This window comes from Microbacterium sp. NPDC057944 (assembly GCF_042887445.1).
GTDB classification, from domain to species: Bacteria; Actinomycetota; Actinomycetes; order Actinomycetales; family Microbacteriaceae; genus Microbacterium; species Microbacterium natoriense.
Genome location: NZ_JBHVPJ010000001.1, coordinates 1,644,541 through 1,666,283, shown reverse-complemented (window position 1 = coordinate 1,666,283; position 21,743 = coordinate 1,644,541). Strand labels below are relative to the sequence as shown.

Genomic DNA, 21,743 nt, shown 5'->3' with positions numbered 1-21,743 from the left:
TGGCGCCGCTCGGACCAGACGGGACGGACCCCGGAACCCTAGGCGCTATCGCGGTACACCCTAGCCCATCGATGTGAACGCGAAGGCGCCCGGTGCGACCATCCGCACCGGGCGCCTCTCATCCGACCGCGAGGGTCAGACCTCGATCTCGTCGCGACGGAGCCGCGCGATCAGGAGCACGAAGGCGCCGATCGCGAGCAGGGCGAGCGCCCAGCCCACGCCGTTGATGACGCCACCGGTCGTCGCGAGCACGTTCAGGTCGACGGATGCCGTCGCCGCCGCCGTGACCGTGACGGCGCCAGCCGTGCCGGTCGCCGTCGCGACGTTGACGACCTTGCCCACCGCGACGTCGGCCGCCGTGAGGACGTAGACGACCGGACCGCAGTCGGCCTTCGCTCCGGGCGCGAGATCGGGGATCTCGCAGGCGATCGTGCCGCCCAGCATCGGGTCGCTGATCGCCACGGCCGTCAACGTCCTCGCCCCGGTGTTCGTCACGGTGAAGCGGAACCTCACCGTGTCGCCCGCGCTGATCTTGCCGTTGCCGTCGGCATCCGCGTACTCCCCTCCGGTCTTCGCGAGGGCGATGGCCGGCTGCGCCTCGATGGGCGTGACGACCGTGTCTTCCGCCGTCGGCGGGATCTCGCTCGTACCGGTGCCCGTGGTGGTGGCGGTGTTCACGATCTGGCCTTCGTCGACCTCGGCCTGAGTGATCACGGCGGGCTCGCCGTGGCAGACCGTCGCCTCGCCGGGGGCCAGCTCGGTCGTGTCGCAGACGATGTCGCCGCTCAGGCGCGGGTCGGAGACCGAGACGCCGGTGAGCGTCGTCGTGCCCGTGTTCGTGACGGTGAACGTGTACGCGATGGTGTCGCCGGCGTCGGTGCGCCCGTTGCCGTTCGCGTCGACGATCGCCGCCGCCGACTTGAGCAGCGAGAGGGCGTCGGTCCCTGCCACGCGCACATCGGCCTCGTCCGTGGCCTCGACCGTGTCGCTCCAGGACTGCCCCTCGACGGTCGCGGTGTTGTGGACCGTTCCGGCGTCGACGTCGGCTTGAGTCAGCTCGTAGTCGACAGGGCCGCAGACGACCTCTTGTCCCGGCTCGAGCTGAAGCCCGTCGAGTGCCGGGCAGTCGATCTCTCCGCCGAGCAGCGGATCATTGAGCACGATGTCGCGGAGCTGCGTCGTTCCGGTGTTCCTCACCGTGAACGAATAGGGCACGGTGTCACCGGCTCCGACCATGCCGTCCGCGCCCGGGTCGACGGCACCGGGCGTCTTCGTCAGAGCGATCGCAGTGGTGCCGGAGAACAGGACCTCCGCGGAGCCGGTGTCGCTGACCTCGCCGATCGGGCTGTCGCCGGTAGCCGTGGCGAAGTTCGGGCGGCGCTCAGCTTCGATGTCCGTCTGCGTGAGCGCGTAGGTGAACGGTCCGCAGGCTGCGCTGGCCCCTGGCAGGAGATCGCCGACTGTGCACAGCGCTCCCGCGCCGAGAAGCGGGTCCGACACGGTGACACCCACCAGGGTGGTGGTGCCCGTGTTGCGCACAGTGAAGGAGTAGTCGATCGTGTCCCCGGCGCCGATGAACCCGTCGCCGTTCGCATCGGTGACCTGACCCGCCGTCTTCGTGAGGTCGATGCCGGCGGTCTGATCGATGTTGGCGGATGCGGACGCCGTGTCCTCGACGAAGGCGTTGTCGGGCGCCTGGGCGATGGTGGATGCGGTGTTCCTCACCACGCCGTTGTCGATGTCCTCCTGCGTGAGGGTGTAGTCGACAGGAGCGCAGGTGACCGAGTCGCCCGGTTCCAGGAGCACCCCGTCCAGCGCGACGCAGGCGACGGGGCCACCGAGCATCGGGTCGTCGATCTGCCCGTTGTGCAGCGTGGTCGTCCCGGTGTTCGTGAGCGTGAACGTGTACTGGATCGTGTCCCCGGCATTGACCTGGTTGTCGCTGTTGATGTCGACGACCGTGCTGGGAGTCTTGGTGAGGCTGACGCTGTTCACGCTCGGGACGATCACGTTCGCCTCGGCGTCGTCGGTCGCGGTCCCCTGGGCCGACTGGCCGGTGACGGTGGCCTCGTTGTGCACGGTGCCGTTGTCGAGGTCGGCCTGCGTCAGCGTGTAGGTCACCGGCGCGCAGACGGCCTCCGCTCCCGGAGCGAGCGGGGTCGCGAGGGCGGCACAGGTCACGGCCCCACCCAGCAGCGGGTCGGTGATCTGCGTGCTCGTGAACGTCACGTTGCCCGTGTTGCGCACCGTGAAGCTGTAGGCCACCGTGTCCCCGGCGTCGATCCGGCCGTTGCCGTTCGCGTCGACGGGGGCGGCGGCCTGCTTCACGAGCTCGATCCGCGGAGTGCCGGCGATCGGCACGACGCTCGTCGAGGTGTTGTCCGACGGGTCGGGGTCGGGCGTGGTCGAGGTGACGGTGGCCGTGTTCGACAGCTGCGCGTCGGCCGTGGCCGGGTCGACCGTTCCCGTCACGGTGGCCGTGAACGTGGCGCCGACCGCGAGCGTGCCGACGGCGCAGTTCAGCTGGCCCGCGGTGATCGAGCATCCGGCGGTGGGGGTGGTCGGCGTCAGCAGCGCCGCGGGCAGCGGGTCGGAGATCGCGACGGCGGATGCCGGGCTCGGACCGTTGTTCGTCACGACGATCGTGTACGTGATCGGCGCGTTGAGGTTCGCGGGGTTGGCGGACGCCGTCTTCACGACCGAGAGATCGGCGGAAGGCGTGCCGACGACCGTCGCCGTGTCGGTGTTGTTCGACGGGTCGGGGTCGGGCGTCTGCGAGGTGCCGGTGGCGGTGTTGGTCATCGAGCCGGTCGCGACGACCTGCGCCGTGACGGTGAGGGTCGCCGACTCGCCGGGCAGCAGTGTGCCGACGGTCCAGCGGGAGTCGGCCGCCGACCAGGTGCCGACCGACGGGGTGGCCCCGGTGGTCGCGAGGCCAACGGGCACGGCGTCTTCGACCACGACGCCCGCAGCGGTGGACGGTCCGTCGTTGCGCACGGTGATGACGAAGCTCGCCTCACCCTGGAGCGGGACGCTCGGCGTGCTCGTCGTCTTCTCGACGACCACGTCGGCGCTCGGAGTGAGCGGCTTGTCGACCGTGGACGTGTTGTCCGACGGATCGGGGTCGGGCGTCGGCGAGGTCACCGTCGCCGTGTTGGTCAGCGTTCCGGTCGCGCTCTCGGCGATCGTCCCGTCGAGGCGGACGGTCACGATCTGACCGACGGTGAGGTCGCCGAGCGGGCACGTGAGGGTGCTGCCGGTGAGCGTGCACCCGGCAGGGGTCGCTCCGAGGGTGAAGCCTGCCGGGAGCGTGTCGGTGAGCACCACGCCGCGGGCGACGGACGGACCGCCGTTGGTCACGGTCAGGGTGTAGCCGAAGGCGCCTCCGGGCACGGCCTGAGCGTCGGCGGTCTTGACGACGCTGATGTCGGCGCTCTGCACGACCTCGACATCGGCCGAGTCGGAGTTGTTCGACGGGTTCGAGTCCTCGGCGGGCGAGGCCACGGATGCCGTGTTCGTCAGGGTTCCCGTGGGGGCGTCGGCCGCGACGAGCGCCTGCAGGGTGACGGTGCTGGAGGCGCCGTCGGCGAGCAGCGGCCAGGTGCACTGGATGCGCGACGGCGACGGCGTCGCGCAGCTGCCGGAGGTCGTGGCGACGCTGGCGACGGTGAGACCAGCGGGCAGCGTGTCATCGAGCACCGCGTTCACGGCATCCGAGGCTCCGTTGTTCGTGACGACGAGCGTGTACGTGACCGTGCCGCCCGCGGAGACCTGCGCCGCGGATGCCGTCTTGGTGACGGCGAGATCGGCGATGATCGTCGGGTCGAAGCTCGTCGAGTCGACGTTGTTCGACGGGTCGGGGTCGGGTGTGCTGCTCGTGACGCTCGCCGAGTTCTGCACGGCGGCGACGGCGTCGGGGTCGAGGTGCGCGATCACGGTCACCGTCACGGTGGCGTTCGGCGCGAGGGTGCCGAGGAGGCACCCGACCACGTCGCCGCTCAGCGAGCAGGTGCCCTGCTGCGGAGTCGCGCTGACGAAGGCGGTCGCGGGGTCGAGCGGATCGGTGATCCTGACGTCGCGCGCCTCGGAGGGGCCCGCGTTGTGGACCGTGAGCGTGTACGAGACGTCGTCGCCGGCGACAGGAGCGGTCGGCAGGAAGGTCTTGACGATCGAGAGGTCGGCCTCGGCGTTCAGCGTGCCCGACGCGGTGGCGGTGTTGTTCGCCTGGTTCGGGTCGAACCGCGAGCCGGCGACGGATGCCGTGTTGGTCAGCGCCGCACCCGGGTTCAGCGTCGGGGACACGGTTCCGGTCAGCGTGATCGTCGCGCTGGCGCCGACGGCGAGGTCGGGGAGGGAACAGGTGACCGTTCCGCCGACCGTGCAGGATCCGCCGCTCGGAGTGGCCTGGACGTTCGTGAGTCCTGCGGGGACCGCGTCCGTGACCGTCACCCCGGTTCCGGTCTGCGGCCCGTCGTTCGTGACGGTGATCGTGAAGGTCGCGGGGCGCCCAGCCACCAGCGCGGCCGTGTCGAGGGTCTTCGTGATGGCGAGATCGGCCGCCGGGTTCACCGGGGTCTGGGTCTCGTTGGTGATCGATGTGCGGTCGATGTTGGTGACGGGCTCGCGGAAGGCGACGCTGGCTTCGTTGACGATGGTGGTGGTCGCGGCATCCGCTCGCACCTTCGCGTCGAAGGTGTACGAGGTCACGGCGCCGACGCCGATGGAACCGCCGGCCGATGCCGTCCCGTTCTCGCCGAGGCGCACCCTGACGGTGCGCGAACCGGGGACGTACTCGCCGCGGTCGTCGCCCGTCGCGTCTGTCAGCGCTCCGGTTCCTGGCCCGCTCACGAGCTTCAGGGAACCGGGGACGTAGTCGACGCCCGCGGGGACGATGTCGGTGGAGACCGACTGGAGCGCCGGGTTGCCGCCGCCGTTGGTGGTGGTCACGGTGTAGCGGAGCGTGTCGCCGATGTTGGCGGTCGTGCCGCCGCCCGTGAGGTTCTGCACCGACTTCGTGGAGACCAGACAGGGGCCGGTGCCGAAGGAGATGTCGTCGAGCAGGTTGCCGACCGAGTTGTTGCCGGTCGACGTGCTGACGGCCTGGAAGCCGAAGCGGGTGAGGGTCTGACCCGCGGGCACCGTGTACGAGCCGGTGTGCGTGGCCCAGGCCGCGGTGCCGTCGGAGAGCGAGCCGCTGACGTTGGTGAGGGTGCCGCCGGGGACGCCGATCATCACGCGCATCGTGTCGACGCCGACGCGCCCGCGGTGCTTGAGCGACCAGTACAGGGTCTGCCCGGGGGTGGTCGCGACGTCCTGGTAGAGCATGCTGGTCTGGTTGGCGTTGAGCTCGGCGAACTGCGTGCCCTGCGCGGCCTGCCAGCCGTTCGGGTTGCCGGGGTAGCGCCAGAGTTCGATCTGGTTGTCCGTGGCGGTCGTCAGCCAGCCGGGCACGTTGGTCTCGTTGGTGATGAGCACCCCGCCGCTGAAGACCGGCTGCTCGAAGCTGCCGTTGGTGAGCGACAGCGATCCGGCGCACTGCGTCGGATTCTGCGCTGCGGATGCCGTGGTCGGCGCGACCGTCTCGGTGACCACCGTGAGTCCGGCGGCCAGCAGCAGGGCCGACGTGACGGCGGCGACGGCGCGACGGACGCGCGAATGAGCGATTGAAGACACCGAAGTCCCCCTGTTTCTCCCCGGAGGCTCCCCGCGCATCGCTCGAACGATGCACCTCTCCGGTGTCGACACTAGCCGAGTGGTCGTCTCTCCTTAAGTCTTTCCCCGCGCTCCGTTGCCTGATCGAGACCCGATTACGATCGGAGGTGCACGCACGCAGGAAGGCCACTCATGCCCGTCGCTCCATCCGCCCTCGCCCACGCCGACGACCTCGCGGACTTCGTCTCCGCCTCGCCGTCGAGCTACCACGCAGCCGAGGAGGTGGCGCGCCGGCTCGAATCGGCCGGGTTCTCCCGGTTGCGCGAGGAGGACCCCTGGCCCGCTCAGCAGGGCGGCCGGTTCGTCGTGGTCAGGGACGGTGCGGCCATCGCCTGGACCGTCCCGTCGGATGCCGTCGCCACCACGCCCTCGCATGTCCTCGGCGCCCACACCGACTCCCCCGGCTTCAAGCTGAAGCCGCAGCCCACCACCGGATCCGCGGGGTGGCTGCAGGCCGCTGTCGAGGTGTACGGCGGCCCGCTGCTGAACTCCTGGCTCGACAGGGAGCTGCGCCTCGCCGGCCGTCTCGCTCTCGCCGACGGCAGCGTCGTGCTCGCCGACACCGGAGCGCTGCTGCGTCTGCCGCAGCTGGCGGTGCACCTCGACCGTGAGGCCAACAGCGGCCTCGCGCTCGACAAGCAGTTCCAGACCCAGCCCGTGTGGGGCCTCGGCGACCCGACGCAGGCCGACATCCTCGCCGAGCTCGCGGCGTCCGCCGGTGTCGCGGCATCCGACATCCGCGGCTACGACGTCGTGATCGCCGACACCGCCCGCGGCTCCGTGTTCGGCAAGGACAGCGCGTTCTTCGCATCCGGCCGCCTCGACGACCTCGCCTCCGTGCACGCGGGGGTCGTGGCGCTCGCGACGCATGACGCGGAGTCGGGCCCCATCGCCGTCCTCGCCGCGTTCGACCACGAGGAGCTCGGCTCCGGATCGCGCTCCGGCGCCGCCGGCCCCTTCCTGGAGGACGTGCTCGAGCGGGTGTATGCCGGTCTCGGCGCCGACGCCTCCGAACGTCGCCGCGCCTACGCCTCGTCGTGGTGCCTGTCGAGCGACGTGGGGCACTCGGTGCACCCCAACTACGCCGCCAAGCACGACCCCGTCGTGCACCCGGTGCTGGGGTCCGGCCCCATCCTCAAGCTCAACGCGAACCAGCGCTACGCGACGGATGCCGTGGGCTCCGCCGCCTGGCGCTCGTGGTGCGAGAGCGCCGGGGTGCGCCCGCAGGAGTTCGTGTCGAACAACAACGTGCCGTGCGGCTCGACCATCGGCCCGATCACGGCGACCCGCCTCGGCATCCGCACCGTCGACGTCGGCATCCCGATCCTGTCGATGCACTCGGCCCGCGAACTCGCCGGGGTCTCCGATCTGCACGACCTGAGCCTGGTGGCCGGAGCCTTCTTCCGCGGCTGACGCTGCGTGGGAGAAGGCACGCGGCGGAAGGTCGGCGCGCGCATCCGCCCCACGCGGGGTGCGACGGTGCCAGGATGTCGTCATGACGCAGAACACGGGCGCGCTGATCGAGCGTGCGGGCATCGAGATCATCCCGGAGTCGGATCGCACCGCGAAACCGCGGGACCTCTTCTGGCCCTGGTTCGCCGCGAACGTGTCGGTGTTCGGGATGTCGTACGGATCCTTCATCCTGGGCTTCGGCGTCTCGCTGTGGCAGGCGACGGTCGTGTCGATCGTCGGGATCGTGGTGTCGTTCCTGCTGTGCGGGCTCATCGCGATCGCCGGCAAGCGCGGCTCGGCGCCGACCATGGTGCTCTCGCGCGCCGCCTTCGGCGTGCAGGGGCAGAAGCTCCCCGGCATCGTGTCGTGGCTGACGTCGATCGGCTGGGAGACGTCGCTCGCCATCACCGCAGTGCTCGCGACCGGAACGATCCTGCGCACGCTCGGCTGGGTGAGCGGCGAGGACGACACCGCGGTGAGCATCATCGCGACGGTCGCCGTGGCCGCCCTGATCGTCGGGGCCTCCGTGCTCGGCTACCACACGATCATGCGGCTGCAGTCGGTGCTGACCTGGCTGACCGGCGCCATGACGGTGCTGTTCCTGATCTTCACGTTCGACTCGATCAACTGGGAGACCGCGTTCTCGCGCCCCGACGGGACGTTCGCGCAGACGATCGGCGCCCTCGTGATGGTCATGACCGGGTTCGGACTCGGCTGGATCAACATCGCCGCCGACTGGTCGCGCTACCAGAAGCGCACGGCATCCGACGGACAGATCGTCGCCTGGAACACGATCGGCGGCTCCGTGGCCCCGATCATCCTGGTGTTCTTCGGGCTCCTGCTCGCGGGCTCCGACGACGACCTCGCCGCCGCGGTCGGCGGCGACCCGATCGGCGCCCTCGCGACCCTCCTGCCGACGTGGCTGCTGTTCCCCTTCCTGATCGTCGCGATCCTCACGCTCGTGTCCGGCGCCGTGCTCGGCATCTACTCGTCCGGCCTCACCCTGCTGAGCCTCGGCATTCGCATCCCCCGCCCGGCCGCGGCGGCGGTCGACGGCGTGATCCTCACCGCCGGCACGATCTACGTCGTGTTCTTCGCCACGAGCTTCATCGGGCCGTTCCAGTCCTTCCTCATCACTCTCGGCGTGCCGATGGCGTCGTGGGCCGGAATCCTGATCGCCGACATCCTGCGCCGCCGCAAGGACTACGACGACGCTGCGCTCTTCGACAGCCGCGGACGCTACGGAGCCTTCGACTGGCTCTCGATCGGCACGATGCTCGTCGCGACCGTGATCGGCTGGGGGTTCGTCATGAACCAGATCCCCGACACCGGATGGAACGACTGGCAGGGCTACTTCCTCGACCTGTTCGGCTGGCGCGATGACTGGGGCTATGCGAACCTCGGCGTGCTGTTCGCGCTGGTGCTGTCGTTCCTCGTGACCTGGTTCGGGCGGGCGGCGAAGATCCGCCAGCAGGAGGGCGCGTGACCGACGACGCCTGGCTGGTCGTGATCGACCCGCAGGCGATCTTCGCAGCGCCCGACTCGGCGTGGGGCTCGCCGTTCTTCGCCGACGTCATGCCGCGCATCCGCGCCCTGGCGGAGTCCTTCGGCGAGCGCGTGCTCGTCACGAGGTGGATGCCGACGGCCGATCGCTCCACGTCGTGGGGCGAGTACTTCGCGGCCTGGCCCTTCGCCGATAAGCCGCCGACCGATCCGCTGTTCGACCTGGTGCCGGATGCCGCGGACCTGTCCCCGCATACGACCCTCGACCTGCCGACCTTCGGGAAGTGGGGTCCGGAGATCGAGGCGATCATCGGCCGCGGAGCGCACTTCGTCCTCGCCGGGGTCTCGACCGACTGCTGCGTGCTGTCGACCGCGCTGGCGGCGGCGGATGCCGGGGCGCGCGTCACGGTCGCCGCCGACGCGTGCGCGGGTTCCACGGCCGAGAACCACACCGCCGCACTCCACGTGATGGGGCTGTACCCGCCGCAGATCACGATCAGCGACGCGGCATCGGTGCTCGCCGGACGCTGAGTCAGCCCGCCCGCCGCTCCAAGCGCAGACGTATCCCGTCGATCACCAGCTCGACCTTGTCCGACCACCACGTGCTCGGGTGACCGCGCTCGCCCATCGCATCGCGCATGATCTCGACGTACTCTGCGGCGATCCGCTCATCGGGCACGAGCGAACCGGCCGATTCCATGCTCGCCAGCGCGACGTCCCGGAAGGTGCGCGCACCGTCATCGACGACGCGGTCGAGCGCCTCGATCGTGAGAAACGAGTCCGCAGTCATGTCCCCGATGGTGTCGACGATGAGCGCGGCCTCCCGCAGCGAGAAGCCGAGGGTACGGGTGAGGTGGTCGACGACACGGAAGGACTGCTCCACCAGAGAGGGTGGAACGGTACGCATCGCCCTGATGCGCTGTGCGAGTCCCGGCGTGGTGGAGAACATGGACCACATGGTCTCGGCGCAGGCCCGGAGGTAGAGGGCCCAGTCCGCCCCCGGGTCTGGCCATTCGGCGCGCCCGACTGCCACTGCGACCGCAGCATCGAGCATGTCCTCGCGACTGTCTATATGCCGATAGAGGGTGGACTGATCGACTCCGAGACGCTGCGCCACGGCCGACGTCGTGGCTCTGTCCAGTCCCAGTTCGAGGGCGGCGTCGATGATCGCCTCCCGCGAGGTGAGGGGAGGTCGACCGCGGCGGGGGTGGGCTGACATCCGCCCCATCGTACCTGTGCCCCCGCAGAGACTGCGGTAGATATAGGTAAGGCTAACCTTGCTTAACCGAGTGGACCGCGCTACGCTCGACCTGTTTTGCAATAGATGATTGCAAAAGGAAGGCTCTGATGACAGACATCGCCGAGCGAGCAGCTGCGAAGGCCGTTCGTCGCACCGCGAAACAACGACAGCGACTCGCGGATCGGCGGGTCCTCGGCCCCGTCTCCGCCCGCCTCACGGTGGCGAGCGTCATCGTGGCCGTCGCCTCACTCTGCGCCGTCGTGCCGTTCATCCTGATCGCCGAGGTCTGCCGCGAACTCCTCGCCACCGCTCCGGACTGGAGCCGCGTGTGGACGCTGCTGCTCACCGCCCTCGGCATCCTCGGCGTGCGCGGCCTACTGCAGTCGGGCGCGATGCTCTGGTCTCACCTGATCGACGCAGAGCACCAGTTCACGTTGCGCCAGCTGCTCGCCGCGAAGCTCTCGCGCGTGCCGCTGGGCTGGTTCACCGAGCGCAGCTCCGGAGAGGTCAAGAAGCTCCTGCAGAACGACGTCGACGCACTGCACTACCTCGTCGCGCACGCCAGACTCGAGTTCGTCAGCGCTCTCACCCTGCCCCTCGCGACCTTCGTCTACCTGATGCTCGTCGACTGGCGACTCGGACTCCTGCTGCTGGTGCCGATCGTGCTCTACGGATTCGTGATGTCGCGCATCATGGGCTCCGGCTACGCCGCGAAGCTCACCACCTTCGAGTCCTGGCAGAGCAGGGTCAGCGAGACCACCATCGAGTTCGTCGACGGCATCCAGGTCGTGCGCGCCTTCGGGCAGCCGCGCAAGGGACACCACCGCTACCAGGAGGCGATCGACGGCTACGCGACCTTCTTCACCGCCTGGGTCGGGCCGATCACCCGCCTGGAGGGGATCGGAAGCCAGCTGCTGAATCCGGTCGTCGTGCTCCTGATCGTGCTCCTCGCCGCGCTCGGCCTGATCGGCGGCGGCGCGATGGAGCCCGCCGCCCTGGTCCCGTTCGTCCTCGTCGGGCTCGGCATCGGCAGCACGGTGCTCACGTTCGGGTACGGGCTCCAGGCCCTGCGACAGGCGTCGTCGGCATCCGTCCGACTGCTCGACCTGATCGAGACCCCCGAGCTGGTCGACCCGGCCGATGGACCTGTCCCGACCTCCGGACTCGTGCGGTTCGAGGATGTGTCGTTCGAATACCGCGAGGGTCACCCCGTGCTGCGGGGTGTCGATCTGGAGCTCCACCCCGGCACGATCACGGCGCTGGTCGGACCGAGCGGATCGGGCAAGTCGACGCTCGCCCGGCTCGTCCCGCGCTTCTACGACGTGACCGGCGGGCGCATCACGGTGGACGGCCATGACCTCCGCTCGCTGCGGTCGGCAGACCTCTACCGCGCCGTCGGGTTCGTGCTGCAGGATGTGCAGCTGATCGCCGGCAGCGTGCGCGAGAACGTGCTGCTGTCGCGGCCGGATGCGGATGACGCCGCGCTCGAGCGCGTGTGCCGAGCGGCGCAGATCCACGAGCGCATTCTCGAACTCCCGCGCGGCTACGACTCCGAGATCGGCGTCGACGCGCGGCTCTCCGGCGGTGAGGCCCAGCGCCTCTCGATCGCGCGTGCGCTGCTCGCCGATGCGCCGGTGCTCGTGCTCGACGAAGCGACGGCCTTCGCGGATCCGGAATCCGAGGCGGCGATCCAGGATGCCCTCGCAGTGCTCGTCGCCGACCGGACCGTGCTGGTGATCGCTCATCGCCTGCACACGATCGTCGACGTGGACCAGATCGTCGTGCTCGACCGCGGCCGCGTCGTCGAACGAGGCGCCCCGGACGAGCTCCGGAACGCCGACGGACTCTTCTCCCGTCTCTGGGCCGCGAACGAACGCGCCCTCACCGAGGTCGACCAGCTCGAACGGACCGCGGATGCCGCATCCGGAACCACTCAGAACCTGGAGGTGCGCGCATGATCCGCAAGGTGCTGCGCCTGGTGCCCGATCCCTACCGCGGGATGATCCCGCTCTACCTCGTCACGATCGTGGTGTTCGCGCTCGCGCAGTCCGCCGCGTACGTGTTGCTGATGCCGTTGCTGGAGGCCCTGTTCCGCGGCGACCTGGGCGCGGCTTGGGGCTGGACAGCCGGGGTCGCCGCTGCCGTCGTCGTGGTGTTCCTCTGCGGATACCGGCAGTCCGTGCTCGGTCTGCGCATCGGCACGGGCATGATGCACTCGCTGCAGACGCGGCTCGGCGACCACATCGCGACCCTGCCGCTCGGGTGGTTCGGATCGGCCACGGCCGGGCGCGTCTCGCGCCTGATCAGCAGCAGCGTGAAGGACGCGATGGGCGTGTTCGCCCATCTGCTCACCCCGCTCCTGACCGGTGTGCTGGTACCTGCGGGGGTCGCTGTGGGGATGCTGTTCCTCGACGCCCGTGTGTCGCTCGCCATGGTCGTGAGTGCACCGCTGCTGTATCTCGTGAACCGTTGGGGTCAGGGCGTCTACTCCCGCGCCGAGACCAGGGCGCACACCGCCGCCGAGGAGTCGAACTCCCGGGTGATCGAGTTCGCCCAGGCGCAGCCCGTGCTGCGTGCCTTCGGGGCCGCCACGACCGGGAACCGCGGCCTGCAGAAGGCACTCACCGCACAACGACGCGTCGGGCGCGGACTCGTGTTCGCCTCGGTGCCCGGTCTCGTCGTGTTCTCGTTCCTGGTGCAGCTCACCTTCATCGCGCTCGTCTACCTGGTGGTCTCGTTCGCCTCCGGTGGCACGCTCTCCGTGCCGGCCGCGATCGCCCTGATCGCCGTGAGCTCGCGCTTCATCGATCCGTTGAACCAGGCTGCCGAGTTGTCGACCGCGGTGCGCGGTGCCGCGAACGCGGCCGACCGCATCACGGAGCTGCTCGACACTCCGACGCTGCCCGAATCGGACAGTCCCGTGCAGCCTGCCGACGCCGGAGTGCGCTTCGACGATGTGCGCTTCGCCTACGACACCGGAGAGCCCGTGATCGACGGTGTCTCCTTCACCGTGCCGGCAGGCACCACGACAGCCCTGGTCGGACCGAGCGGCAGCGGCAAGACCACGCTGCTGCGCCTCGCCTCGCGCTTCTACGACGTCGGAGCCGGACGGATCGAGGTCGGCGGCCACGCCATCTCGGAGTACTCCTCGACCACGCTCATGGAGCAGTTCTCCCTCGTGTTCCAGGACGTCTATCTGTTCCACCAGTCGATAGCGGAGAACGTGCGGATCGGGCGTGCGGATGCCTCCGCCGCCGACCTCGCTCGCGCGGCGGAGGTCGCCCGAGTGGATGAGATCATCGAACGGCTTCCCGACGGGTGGGACACGAACGTCGGCGAGGGCGGCACCTCTCTGTCCGGCGGCGAGCGCCAGCGCGTGTCGATCGCCCGCGCTCTGCTGAAGGATGCGCCCATCGTGCTGCTCGATGAGGCCACCAGTGCTCTCGACCCGCAGAATGAGGCGGCCGTGGTGCGCGGCATCCACGAGCTCACCCGTGACAAGACGGTCATGGTGGTCGCGCATCGCCTCTCGACGATCCAGCACGCCGATCAGATCCTGTTCCTGGATCAGGGACGCATCGTCGAACGCGGAACGCATGACGAACTTCTCGCCGCCGGCGGTCGCTACGCCGACTTCTGGAACGAGCGCTCGCGGGCATCAGGCTGGCACCTCGTGCCCGCCGGGGAGGTCGCACGCTGATGGCCGCCAACTGGCAGCGCGGGATGATGCGCCTGATGCGCATCGCGAATCATCCGACCGAGGTCGTGGAGATCCGCGACTTCACCCCCTGGTACCGACGGATCGTCTTCCGCGCCCCGGACGTCGTCGGGGCCGTCGACGTGTTTCCCACACTCTGGCTGCGACTCTGGGTGCCGCACCCGGCCAAGGGTGACGGCTTCGTCGTTCAACGCGGGTACACGTTCGTGACGGTCGACGCTGCGACGTCGACGTTCAGCCTCGACTTCGTGCTTCACGATGTGGCGGGGCCCGCCGGGGATTGGGCGAGGACCGCCGCTGTCGGCGACCGCCTCGAAGTCGCACTCACCCCGGCGCGCATCGACATCCCTGACGGCACCACGACCCTCGTCCTCGCGGGGGACGCCACTGCACTGCCTGCGATCAACACCTGGCTGCAGGCCGCGCCCCCGGAGGTCGAGACGCGCGTGCTCCTGGAGGAGGAGCACGTCGATCGCGATGCCCTGCCGCGGACCGTGCGCGAGAACGGCAGCTGGGAGTGGGTGGAGAGGAGCGGGGACCGTGGCGCCGCGCTCGCTGAGGCGATCCGCTCTTCCGTCGCTCCGCAGCCCGGCGTCTACGCGTGGGCAGCCGGAGAGAAGACGCTCGTCAAGAACGTGCGCGGAGTCCTCCGAGATCATCTGACCCTCGATCGAGGCCGTCACTTCACCCAGTTCTACTGGATCGAGGGGAAGTCGACCGGCTGAGACCACGGGGAGACCCCCGTAGGCACCCACTCGGAGTACTGGCACACTGGTGCGGAGGAGGGGTCCCATGAGCACAGCAGCGCCCGTCGAGGAGTCCGCACGACCGGAGCGTCGCCGCCGACGGTGGCGCCGCACCAAGGTCACTCTCGGCATCCTCCTCGCCGTCGCCGCAGTCGTCGCGATCATCGGATCGATCACACCGTGGCCCTCGGCGATGGTGATCCGGGGGGTGTTCACGAAGGGCGGAGACGACACCGCCGCGGAGATGGACCGGCACGTCCCCGACACGAAGCTCACCGAGACCCTCGACGTGGCGTACGCAGACGGCGGCGCGGACACCACGATGGACGTGTTCTCACCGGCATCCGCCTCGGGCCCGCTGCCGACCGTGGTCTGGATCCACGGCGGCGCCTGGGTGTCGGGCGCGAAGGAGAACGTCGACCCCTATCTCCGGATCCTCGCCGGCGAGGGGTACACGACGATCGCGGTGAACTACACGCTCGGCCCGGAGGGTGTCTACCCGCTCGCCGTCACGCAGCTGAACGAGGCGCTGGCGTACATCGACGCGCACGCCGAGGAGCTCGGCGTCGATCCGACGCAGATCGTGCTCGCCGGGGATTCGGCGGGAGGTCAGCTCGCGAGCCAGCTCGCGACTCTCATCACGAACTCCGACTACGCCGAGATCATGGGCCTCGCGCCCGCCCTGCGGCCGGATCAGCTGGTCGCGACCGTCCTGAACTGCGGGGTCTACGACCTCTCCGCCCTCGCCGAGCTCAACGGCCTCGTCGGCTGGGGGTTCAAGTCGTCGATGTGGGCGTACTCGGGCGCCAAGGACTGGGCTGAGGGCTCGACCGGCGCCACGATGTCGACCATCGACTGGGTGACCGCCGACTTCCCGGCGACCTACATCTCCGGCGGCAACGGCGACGGTCTCACCTGGCTGCAGTCGATCCCGATGGCGAAGCGCCTCGACGAGCTGGGGGTCGATGTGACCACGCTGTTCTGGCCCGCTCCCCACGAGCCGCAGCTGCCGCACGAGTACCAGTTCCATCTCGATCAGCCCGACGCGCGGACCGCGCTGGAGAAGACGATCGCGTTCCTGGACGCGCACACCACCCGCTGACCCCTCGCCCGCGCCCGAGAGGAGGGCGGGAGGATGCCACGGAGCCGCCGTTCTGTTAGCGTTTCCCTGCCTCGGCGGGTGTGCCGCGGGGCGAAAGAGGAGTGTCCGATGAACCCGACGCGGATGCACGCGGCGACCGATGAGCAGGCGTCGATCGTCGACGCTGTGCTCGACTACTCCCGCCGGCGGATGCTGGCACGGGACGTGCCGCTCGACAAGCCCTTCCCCCCTGGGGAGCTGCGCCGCCTCGCCGGCCGCACTATCACAGACGAGGGCATCGGCGGCACCCGCGCGCTCGCGCTCTTCGAACACATCCTCGCTCCGGCGTGCCTCACCGCGAGCCACCCGCGCTACCTCTCCTTCATCCCGACCGCCCCGACGACGGCGGCGATCGCTTTCGACCTCGTCGTCTCGGCATCCGGCCTGTACGGCGGCAGCTGGCTCGAGGGCGCAGGCGCCGTGTACGCCGAGAACGAGGTGCTGTCCTTCCTCGCGGCCGAGATCGGCTTCCCCGAGGGCGCCGGAGGAGTGTTCGTGCAGGGCGGCACGATCGGCAACCTCTCGGCCCTCGTCGCCGCGCGTGACGCCGCCAAGCGCCGCCTCGAGGAGGCCGGCACTCCGCTCCCGCCACGGTGGAAGCTCGTCTGCAGCGCCGAGGCGCACTCCTCGAACAAGTCGGCGGCGAAGGTCATGGACGTCGACACCATCGCCGTACCCGCGGGCGCCGACGGCAAGCTGCACGCGGAGTCCGTGCGCGAGGCTCTCGTCGAGCATGGCGACGCCGTGTTCGCGGTCGTCGCGACCTCCGGCTCCACCAACTTCGGCATCATCGACGACATCGAGGGCATCGCCGCGCTGAAGGACGAGTTCGAGTTCTGGCTGCACATCGACGGCGCCTACGGCCTCACCGGCATCCTTGCCCCGGAGGCCCGGCACCACTTCCGCGGCGTCGAGCGGGCCGACTCGGCCATCGTCGATCCGCACAAGTGGCTCTTCGCCCCGTACGACTGCTGCGCGCTGCTCTACCGCGATCCCGAGACCGGCCGTCGAGCGCACACGCAGCACGCCGAGTACCTCGACACCCTCACCGACAGCGACGACTTCAGCCCTTCGGACTACGCGATCCAGCTCACCCGGCGCCCCCGGGGCCTTCCGCTCTGGTACTCGCTGACCACCTACGGGGTGCAGGCGTACCGTGACGCGGTGTCGAGCACGCTCGCGCTCACGCAGCGGATCGCCGAGGAGATCCGCCGTCGCCCCGGGTTCACGCTCGTCCGCGACCCGCAGCTCACGGTCGTCGTGTTCGAGCGCGACGGCTGGGACCGCGACGACTACGCCCGCTGGTCGGACGGGCTGCTCGACTCCCAGTACGCGTTCGTCGTCCCGAGTTCGCATGCCGGACGACCCAACACGCGCTTCGCGATCGTGAATCCGCTGACCACCTTCGAGGACCTCATCGCCATCCTCGACACCATGGAGTGACCTGATCCGCCGGGACCGCCGGTGGCTCGCCCACGCGGGCCGCCGGTATTCTTGAGCCATGTCACGCCTTCTCGTCCGCCGTCCCTCTCCGCGTCTCGCCGAAGGCGAGCTCACCCACTTCGAGCGCGTCCCCGTCGACGCCGAACTGGCTCAGCGACAGTGGGAGCAGTACGTCGACGTCTACCGCGGACTCGGCTGGGACGTCATCGAGATCGACGCCGCCGACGAGCACGCCGACGGTGTCTTCGTCGAGGACACCGTGATCATGTTCGGCGACCTCGCCGTGCTCAGCCGCCCCGGCGCCGACTCCCGCCGCGGCGAGATCGACTCCACGCGCGAGGCTCTGGAGCGCGCCGGCATCCCCTTCGTCGCGATCGAGGCCCCGGGCACGCTCGACGGCGGAGACGTGCTCAAGGTCGGCACAACCGTCTACGTCGGACAGACCCTGCGCTCGAACGCCGACGGCTTCGCGCAGCTGCGCGACCTTCTCACCCCTCGCGGCTGGACGGTCGTCGCCGTGCCCGTCACCAAGGTGCTCCACCTCAAGAGCGGGGTCACCGCGCTGCCCGACGGCACCATCATCGGCTACCCGCCGCTCGTCGACGACGCCTCCGTGTACCCCGAGTTCCTCCCTGTGCTGGAGGAGCAGGGCACCGCGGTCGTCGTCCTCGACGACACGACCGTGCTCATGTCGTCCGAGGCACCGCAGAGCGCCCAGCTGTTCCGCGACCGCGGACTGACCGTGATCGAGACGCCGATCAGCGAGTTCGAGAAGCTCGAGGGCTGCGTCACCTGCCTCTCGGTGCGCGTGCGCGACTGATCAACGGATGCCGGGACCGCGGTCCCGGCATCCGTCCGTCGCATCCGTCCGTCGCATCCGTCCGTCGCATCCGTCCGTCGCATCCGTCCCGGCGTCCGTCCACCGCCAGAACTCCGGAGAATCGTCGCGATCCGGGTGGAGGCGGCGCAATCCGCGCCGATGCAGGCAGGATCTCCGGAGTTCTGGCGCAGACCGGCAGCGCCGCCTGACGCAGGCGCTCAGGCGCCCGGGTCCTCCGCCGCTTCCAGGAGCTCCCCCGCCGCGCCGCGAGGCACGACGATCACCGGGACCGGCGAGTGCCTGACCACCTTCGTCGCGTGCGAGCCGAGGAACACCCTCGCGATCGGTCCGAGCGAGCTGGACCCCACCACGAGCACGTCGTCGGCCGCCCACTCGACGTCTTCCATCGCGCGCGCCCAGGAATCGCCGACTCCGACGACCGCACCGTCGAGGGCGGGCGTGCGCGGCAGTGCGGAGACGTCGCGCAGGATCTCCGCGGTGTGCTCATCGATCATCCGCACCCACTCATCGGCGATGCCCTGTTCGGCGGAGAGTCCGACGCCCGCCGTCACGCTCCCCTCGGGGACGACGGCGAACGAGGCGATCCGCAGCGAGGCCCCGATGCTCTGCGCCACGCCGGCGGCCCCGAGCACCAGATCCTTCGCGGCCTCCGTGCCCCCGTAGGCCGCCGTGACCCGGCGCACGGTGGTTGTGGGCTTCGCCCTGAATCCGCGCGGCGCGATCGCCACCGGCACCGGCGAGGCGTGCAGCAGCGCGTCGTTCACCGACCCGAGGGTGATGTGCCCGAAGGCCCCGCCCGACGACGACCCGACCACGACGAGGCTCGGGTCGTGCTCCTCGATCAGCTCCAGGATGCCGCGGTGGGCGGAGCGCGCCGAGTGCTGGAGGAACGTGGCCTTCACGCCGCCGAGCTCGGAGGCCGCGTGATCGAGCACGATCTCCGCGGAGCCGCGCAGATAGTCGCGCCATTCCACGTCGGCGTTCCTCGCGAGCGGCGGCCACGTGAGCGGGAGGACCGCCGCGACGATGAGCTCGGTGTCGGCCGAGCGCGCCAGCATCGCCGCCAGCTGCGGCACCGCGACCGAGCGGTGCCCCGGGCTCACCGCGACCAGGATGCTCATCGCTCGTCCTCCTCCACCTGACGCACGGTCGAGGTGAACGGGATGTCGGCGCCGGCCGCGGCCTGTCGCCCGAGCGTCGAATGCGTGCGCCCGTAGAACCAGTAGTAGACGAGGAACGCGGCCGTCCAGATCACGAACACGATGATCGTGATCGGACGCAGCTGCGTGATGATCCAGATGCAGCCGAGGATCGACAGCACAGGGATCAGCGGATGCAGCGGCAGGGTGAAGCCCCGCTCGATGTTCGGCTCGCGGCGGCGCAGGATGATGACGGCGACCGAGACCACGAGGAACGCGACGAGGGTGCCGATGCTGGTCATCTCGAGCAGGAAGTTGATGGGGACGAACGCCGCGAGGACGCCCACCACCGCGGCGACGATCATGGTGTTTCGCGCGGGGGCCAGCGTGCGCGGGTTCAGCTTCGAGAACACCGGCGGCACCATGCCGTCCCGCGACATGGCGAAGAGGATGCGGGTCTGACCGTAGAGCACGACGAACGTGACGCTGAAGATCGAGACCACGGCTCCCGCCGCGACCACGGTGCCCGGCCACGACGAGCCGATGATCGACTCCAGGATCACGGAGAGCCCGGCCGTCTGCCCCTCGAACTTGTCGGGCGCCTGGGCTCCGATCGCGGCGACGGCCACGACGACGTACGCGACGACGACGATGATCAGCGCCATGATGATCGCGAGCGGCAGGTTGCGCTTGGGGTTCTTGGCCTCGCCGCCGGCCGTGGACACGGCATCCAACCCGATGAACGAGAAGAAGATGAGCCCTGACCCGGCGATGACGCCCTGCAGCCCGGCCGGAGCGAAGTTCGCGAAGTGGTCGGCGTTCCAGCCGGTCAGTGCGACGGCGACGAAGAACACCAGCACGCCGATCTTGACCATGACCATGATCGCGTTGATGGTGGCGGACTCCCCGGTGCCGCGCAGCAGCAGCAGGGCGCACAGGGCGATGACGATCACCGCGGGCAGGTTCATGATGCCGCCCTGCTCCGGGGCGTTGGACAGCTCCGGCGGGATCTGGAAGCCGAACAGGTTGTCGAGCAGCTGGTTGACGTACTGCGACCAGCCGACCGCGACGCCGGCCGTGGAGACGCCGTACTCGAGCAGCAGACAGGCCGCCACCCCCATCGCCGGAGCCTCGCCGAGCGTCGCGTAGGCGTAGGAGTATGTCGATCCGGAGACGGGCACCGACCCCGCCAGCTCCGCGTAGCAGAGCGCGGTGACACCGGCGACGGCGCCGCCGATGACGAACGACCAGATGACCGCCGGCCCCGCGATCGGGACGGCGCTGGAGAGCACGTAGAAGATGCCGGTGCCGATCGTGCCGCCGACCCCGATCATCGTCAGCGCGAAGAGCCCGATACTGCGTTTCAGGCCCTCCTCGCTCGCGATCTCCTGCGTGGTGGGCTTACGGCGCAGCAATTGCTGACTCAACGACGACATGGATGTTCTCCCCACTGTCTCGGGACGGTCGTCATCGACCGTCTCCACAGAATCCTCCTGTCAGAGGATTTCCACCAGTACTGCGATCAGAGATCCCTCACAAAGAGGTCGTCCCAGGTCTCGCGGCGCACCACGGCGCGTGCGCTGCCGTGGTCGGCGAACACCACAGGCGGGCGTCGGTACCCGTTGTAGTTGTTCGCCATGGTGTGCGTATAGGCGCCGGTCGCCGGCACGGCGAGCAGGTCTCCCACTCGGGCCGGCGGCAGGGCGATGCCGTCGATCAGCACGTCGCCGCTCTCGCAGTGACGGCCGACGACGACGGCGTCTTCGGTGGCTTCCTCACCCATCCGCTCGGCGAGGACCGCCTCGTAGCGCTGCCCGAACAGCGCGACCTCGAGGTTATCTCCCATGCCGCCGTCGATCGCGACGAAGTTGCGCGCATCGCGCTTGACGGTCGTGACCGTGTACAGCGTCGTCGCGGCGGCGTTGACCATGCTCCGGCCCGGTTCGATGATGAGCTCGGCGGAGGCGGGGAGGTGCGCGCGGGCGGCGCCGATCAGCGCGTCGAGGTACTCGGAGACGGATGCCGGATGCTCGGAGTACGTGTAGCGGGCGCCGAGCCCTCCGCCGAGGTCGTACACCTCGAACTCGCCCATCGCGGCAAGTGGCTCGACGGCGGCCGCGAGCTCGGCGGGGTCGAGGATCTGCGAGCCGACGTGCGCGTGCACGCCCCGCAGGTCGATGCGGTCGCTGCGCCGCAGTCGCTCGATCAGGGGCTGCGCGGCCTCGGGGGTGAGGCCGAACTTGGAGCCGACCTGTCCCGTCGCGACGTGCGGATGCGTCGACGATTCGACGCCGGGAACGATGCGCACCAGGACTCCCTGGCGAGAGCCCGCCGGAACGGCCGCCTCGATGCGATCGACGTCGTCTTCGTTGTCGACCACGATGAGGCCGACGCCGTGCGCCACGGCGTACTCGATCTCCTCGGTCGTCTTCGCGTTGCCGTGCAGCACGACGAGCGCGGGGTCGACTCCGGCCTTCATCGCGCTGCGCAGCTCTCCTCCGCCTGCGACGTCAAGCCCGAGGCCCTCCTCGACCATGACGCGCTGCACGGCCGTCGCGGGGAAGGACTTCGACGCGAACACGACACGCGCCCGCGGCCAGCGGCGCACGAGCTCCTCGCGGTACTCCCTCGCCCGTGCGCGCAGGGCGGGCTCGGCCACGACGATCGCCGGTGTGCCGAACTCGCGCGCGAGGTCGTCGACCCGGCATCCGGAGATCCGCAGCACGCCATCGGCGACGTCGGACCCCGCGGGGAGGAGGGTGAGCGGATCGTTCATGGGTGTCTCCTGGTCATCTGGGCCGTCGCGTC

Annotated in this window: 14 protein-coding genes; 9 read left to right on the top strand and 5 right to left on the bottom strand. The window is 69.8% G+C overall.

From position 1 onward, the window contains the following. Positions 1–135 precede the first annotated feature (135 nt). Positions 136–5,673, bottom strand: coding sequence for a hypothetical protein (locus ACFVRO_RS07465; RefSeq protein ID WP_386950935.1), 5,538 nt, complete (start codon positions 5,671–5,673; stop codon positions 136–138). A gap of 171 nt (positions 5,674–5,844) precedes the next feature. Here ACFVRO_RS07465 and ACFVRO_RS07460 point away from each other — a divergent pair, with 171 nt between their 5' ends. The 3 genes from ACFVRO_RS07460 (at position 5,845) to ACFVRO_RS07450 (ending at position 9,198) form a co-directional block, all read left to right on the top strand. Continuing rightward, complete coding sequence (locus ACFVRO_RS07460; protein WP_386950933.1) at positions 5,845–7,125, top strand: M18 family aminopeptidase; 1,281 nt, start codon at positions 5,845–5,847, stop codon at positions 7,123–7,125. An 82-nt stretch (positions 7,126–7,207) separates the two neighbouring features. Next, on the top strand, positions 7,208–8,650 hold the full coding sequence (locus ACFVRO_RS07455; protein ID WP_386950930.1) for a purine-cytosine permease family protein: 1,443 nt from the start codon (positions 7,208–7,210) through the stop codon (positions 8,648–8,650). After that, entirely contained in the window at positions 8,647–9,198 is a 552-nt protein-coding gene (locus ACFVRO_RS07450; RefSeq protein ID WP_386950929.1) for a cysteine hydrolase family protein, read from the top strand. The genes ACFVRO_RS07455 and ACFVRO_RS07450 overlap by 4 nt, the downstream gene beginning before the upstream one ends. Before the next feature lies 1 nt (position 9,199). Here ACFVRO_RS07450 and ACFVRO_RS07445 read toward each other — a convergent pair whose 3' ends face one another. Further along, positions 9,200–9,886: a TetR/AcrR family transcriptional regulator gene (locus ACFVRO_RS07445; protein WP_386950928.1), complete on the bottom strand. Its 687-nt coding sequence runs from the start codon at positions 9,884–9,886 to the stop codon at positions 9,200–9,202. A 128-nt stretch (positions 9,887–10,014) separates the two neighbouring features. Between ACFVRO_RS07445 and ACFVRO_RS07440 the strand changes: the two genes are divergently transcribed. The 6 genes from ACFVRO_RS07440 (at position 10,015) to ddaH (ending at position 17,775) form a co-directional block, all read left to right on the top strand. Next, positions 10,015–11,865 carry an ABC transporter ATP-binding protein gene (locus tag ACFVRO_RS07440; RefSeq protein WP_386950926.1) on the top strand — a complete coding sequence of 617 codons (1,851 nt, stop codon included), beginning with the start codon at positions 10,015–10,017 and terminating at the stop codon, positions 11,863–11,865. Next, a complete protein-coding gene (locus ACFVRO_RS07435) occupies positions 11,862–13,607 on the top strand; it encodes an ABC transporter ATP-binding protein (RefSeq protein ID WP_386950924.1) in 1,746 nt (581 codons plus the stop codon). The genes ACFVRO_RS07440 and ACFVRO_RS07435 overlap by 4 nt, the downstream gene beginning before the upstream one ends. Continuing rightward, positions 13,607–14,350, top strand: coding sequence for a siderophore-interacting protein (locus ACFVRO_RS07430; RefSeq protein ID WP_386950922.1), 744 nt, complete (start codon positions 13,607–13,609; stop codon positions 14,348–14,350). The genes ACFVRO_RS07435 and ACFVRO_RS07430 overlap by 1 nt, the downstream gene beginning before the upstream one ends. Before the next feature lie 67 nt (positions 14,351–14,417). Then, positions 14,418–15,473 carry an alpha/beta hydrolase gene (locus ACFVRO_RS07425; protein WP_386950921.1) on the top strand — a complete coding sequence of 352 codons (1,056 nt, stop codon included), beginning with the start codon at positions 14,418–14,420 and terminating at the stop codon, positions 15,471–15,473. A 108-nt stretch (positions 15,474–15,581) separates the two neighbouring features. Then, entirely contained in the window at positions 15,582–16,955 is a 1,374-nt protein-coding gene (locus ACFVRO_RS07420; protein ID WP_386950919.1) for a pyridoxal phosphate-dependent decarboxylase family protein, read from the top strand. Positions 16,956–17,013: 58 nt separating this feature from the next. After that, positions 17,014–17,775 (top strand): dimethylargininase, encoded by a 762-nt coding sequence (gene ddaH / locus ACFVRO_RS07415; protein WP_223585897.1) that lies wholly within the window; start codon positions 17,014–17,016, stop codon positions 17,773–17,775. A gap of 218 nt (positions 17,776–17,993) precedes the next feature. On the opposite strand, the gene ACFVRO_RS07410 is transcribed toward ddaH, so the two are convergent. From ACFVRO_RS07410 to lysA, 3 genes are all read right to left on the bottom strand, one after another. Further along, complete coding sequence (locus ACFVRO_RS07410; RefSeq protein WP_386950917.1) at positions 17,994–18,917, bottom strand: universal stress protein; 924 nt, start codon at positions 18,915–18,917, stop codon at positions 17,994–17,996. After that, positions 18,914–20,371, bottom strand: coding sequence for an amino acid permease (locus ACFVRO_RS07405; RefSeq protein ID WP_386950915.1), 1,458 nt, complete (start codon positions 20,369–20,371; stop codon positions 18,914–18,916). Before ACFVRO_RS07405 ends, ACFVRO_RS07410 begins: the two co-directional genes overlap by 4 nt. A gap of 86 nt (positions 20,372–20,457) precedes the next feature. Continuing rightward, positions 20,458–21,711, bottom strand: coding sequence for a diaminopimelate decarboxylase (gene lysA, locus ACFVRO_RS07400; protein ID WP_386950913.1), 1,254 nt, complete (start codon positions 21,709–21,711; stop codon positions 20,458–20,460). Positions 21,712–21,743: the final 32 nt, after the last annotated feature.

Coding starts and splice junctions, on each gene's coding strand:
- ddaH (WP_223585897.1), top strand. CDS start 17,014: ATGTCACGCCTTCTCGTCCGCCGTCCCTCTCCGCGTCTCGCCGAAGGC.
- ACFVRO_RS07430 (WP_386950922.1), top strand. CDS start 13,607: ATGGCCGCCAACTGGCAGCGCGGGATGATGCGCCTGATGCGCATCGCG.
- ACFVRO_RS07425 (WP_386950921.1), top strand. CDS start 14,418: ATGAGCACAGCAGCGCCCGTCGAGGAGTCCGCACGACCGGAGCGTCGC.
- ACFVRO_RS07410 (WP_386950917.1), bottom strand. CDS start 18,917: ATGAGCATCCTGGTCGCGGTGAGCCCGGGGCACCGCTCGGTCGCGGTG.
- ACFVRO_RS07405 (WP_386950915.1), bottom strand. CDS start 20,371: ATGTCGTCGTTGAGTCAGCAATTGCTGCGCCGTAAGCCCACCACGCAG.
- ACFVRO_RS07420 (WP_386950919.1), top strand. CDS start 15,582: ATGAACCCGACGCGGATGCACGCGGCGACCGATGAGCAGGCGTCGATC.
- ACFVRO_RS07455 (WP_386950930.1), top strand. CDS start 7,208: ATGACGCAGAACACGGGCGCGCTGATCGAGCGTGCGGGCATCGAGATC.
- ACFVRO_RS07435 (WP_386950924.1), top strand. CDS start 11,862: ATGATCCGCAAGGTGCTGCGCCTGGTGCCCGATCCCTACCGCGGGATG.
- ACFVRO_RS07440 (WP_386950926.1), top strand. CDS start 10,015: ATGACAGACATCGCCGAGCGAGCAGCTGCGAAGGCCGTTCGTCGCACC.
- lysA (WP_386950913.1), bottom strand. CDS start 21,711: ATGAACGATCCGCTCACCCTCCTCCCCGCGGGGTCCGACGTCGCCGAT.
- ACFVRO_RS07460 (WP_386950933.1), top strand. CDS start 5,845: ATGCCCGTCGCTCCATCCGCCCTCGCCCACGCCGACGACCTCGCGGAC.
- ACFVRO_RS07445 (WP_386950928.1), bottom strand. CDS start 9,886: ATGTCAGCCCACCCCCGCCGCGGTCGACCTCCCCTCACCTCGCGGGAG.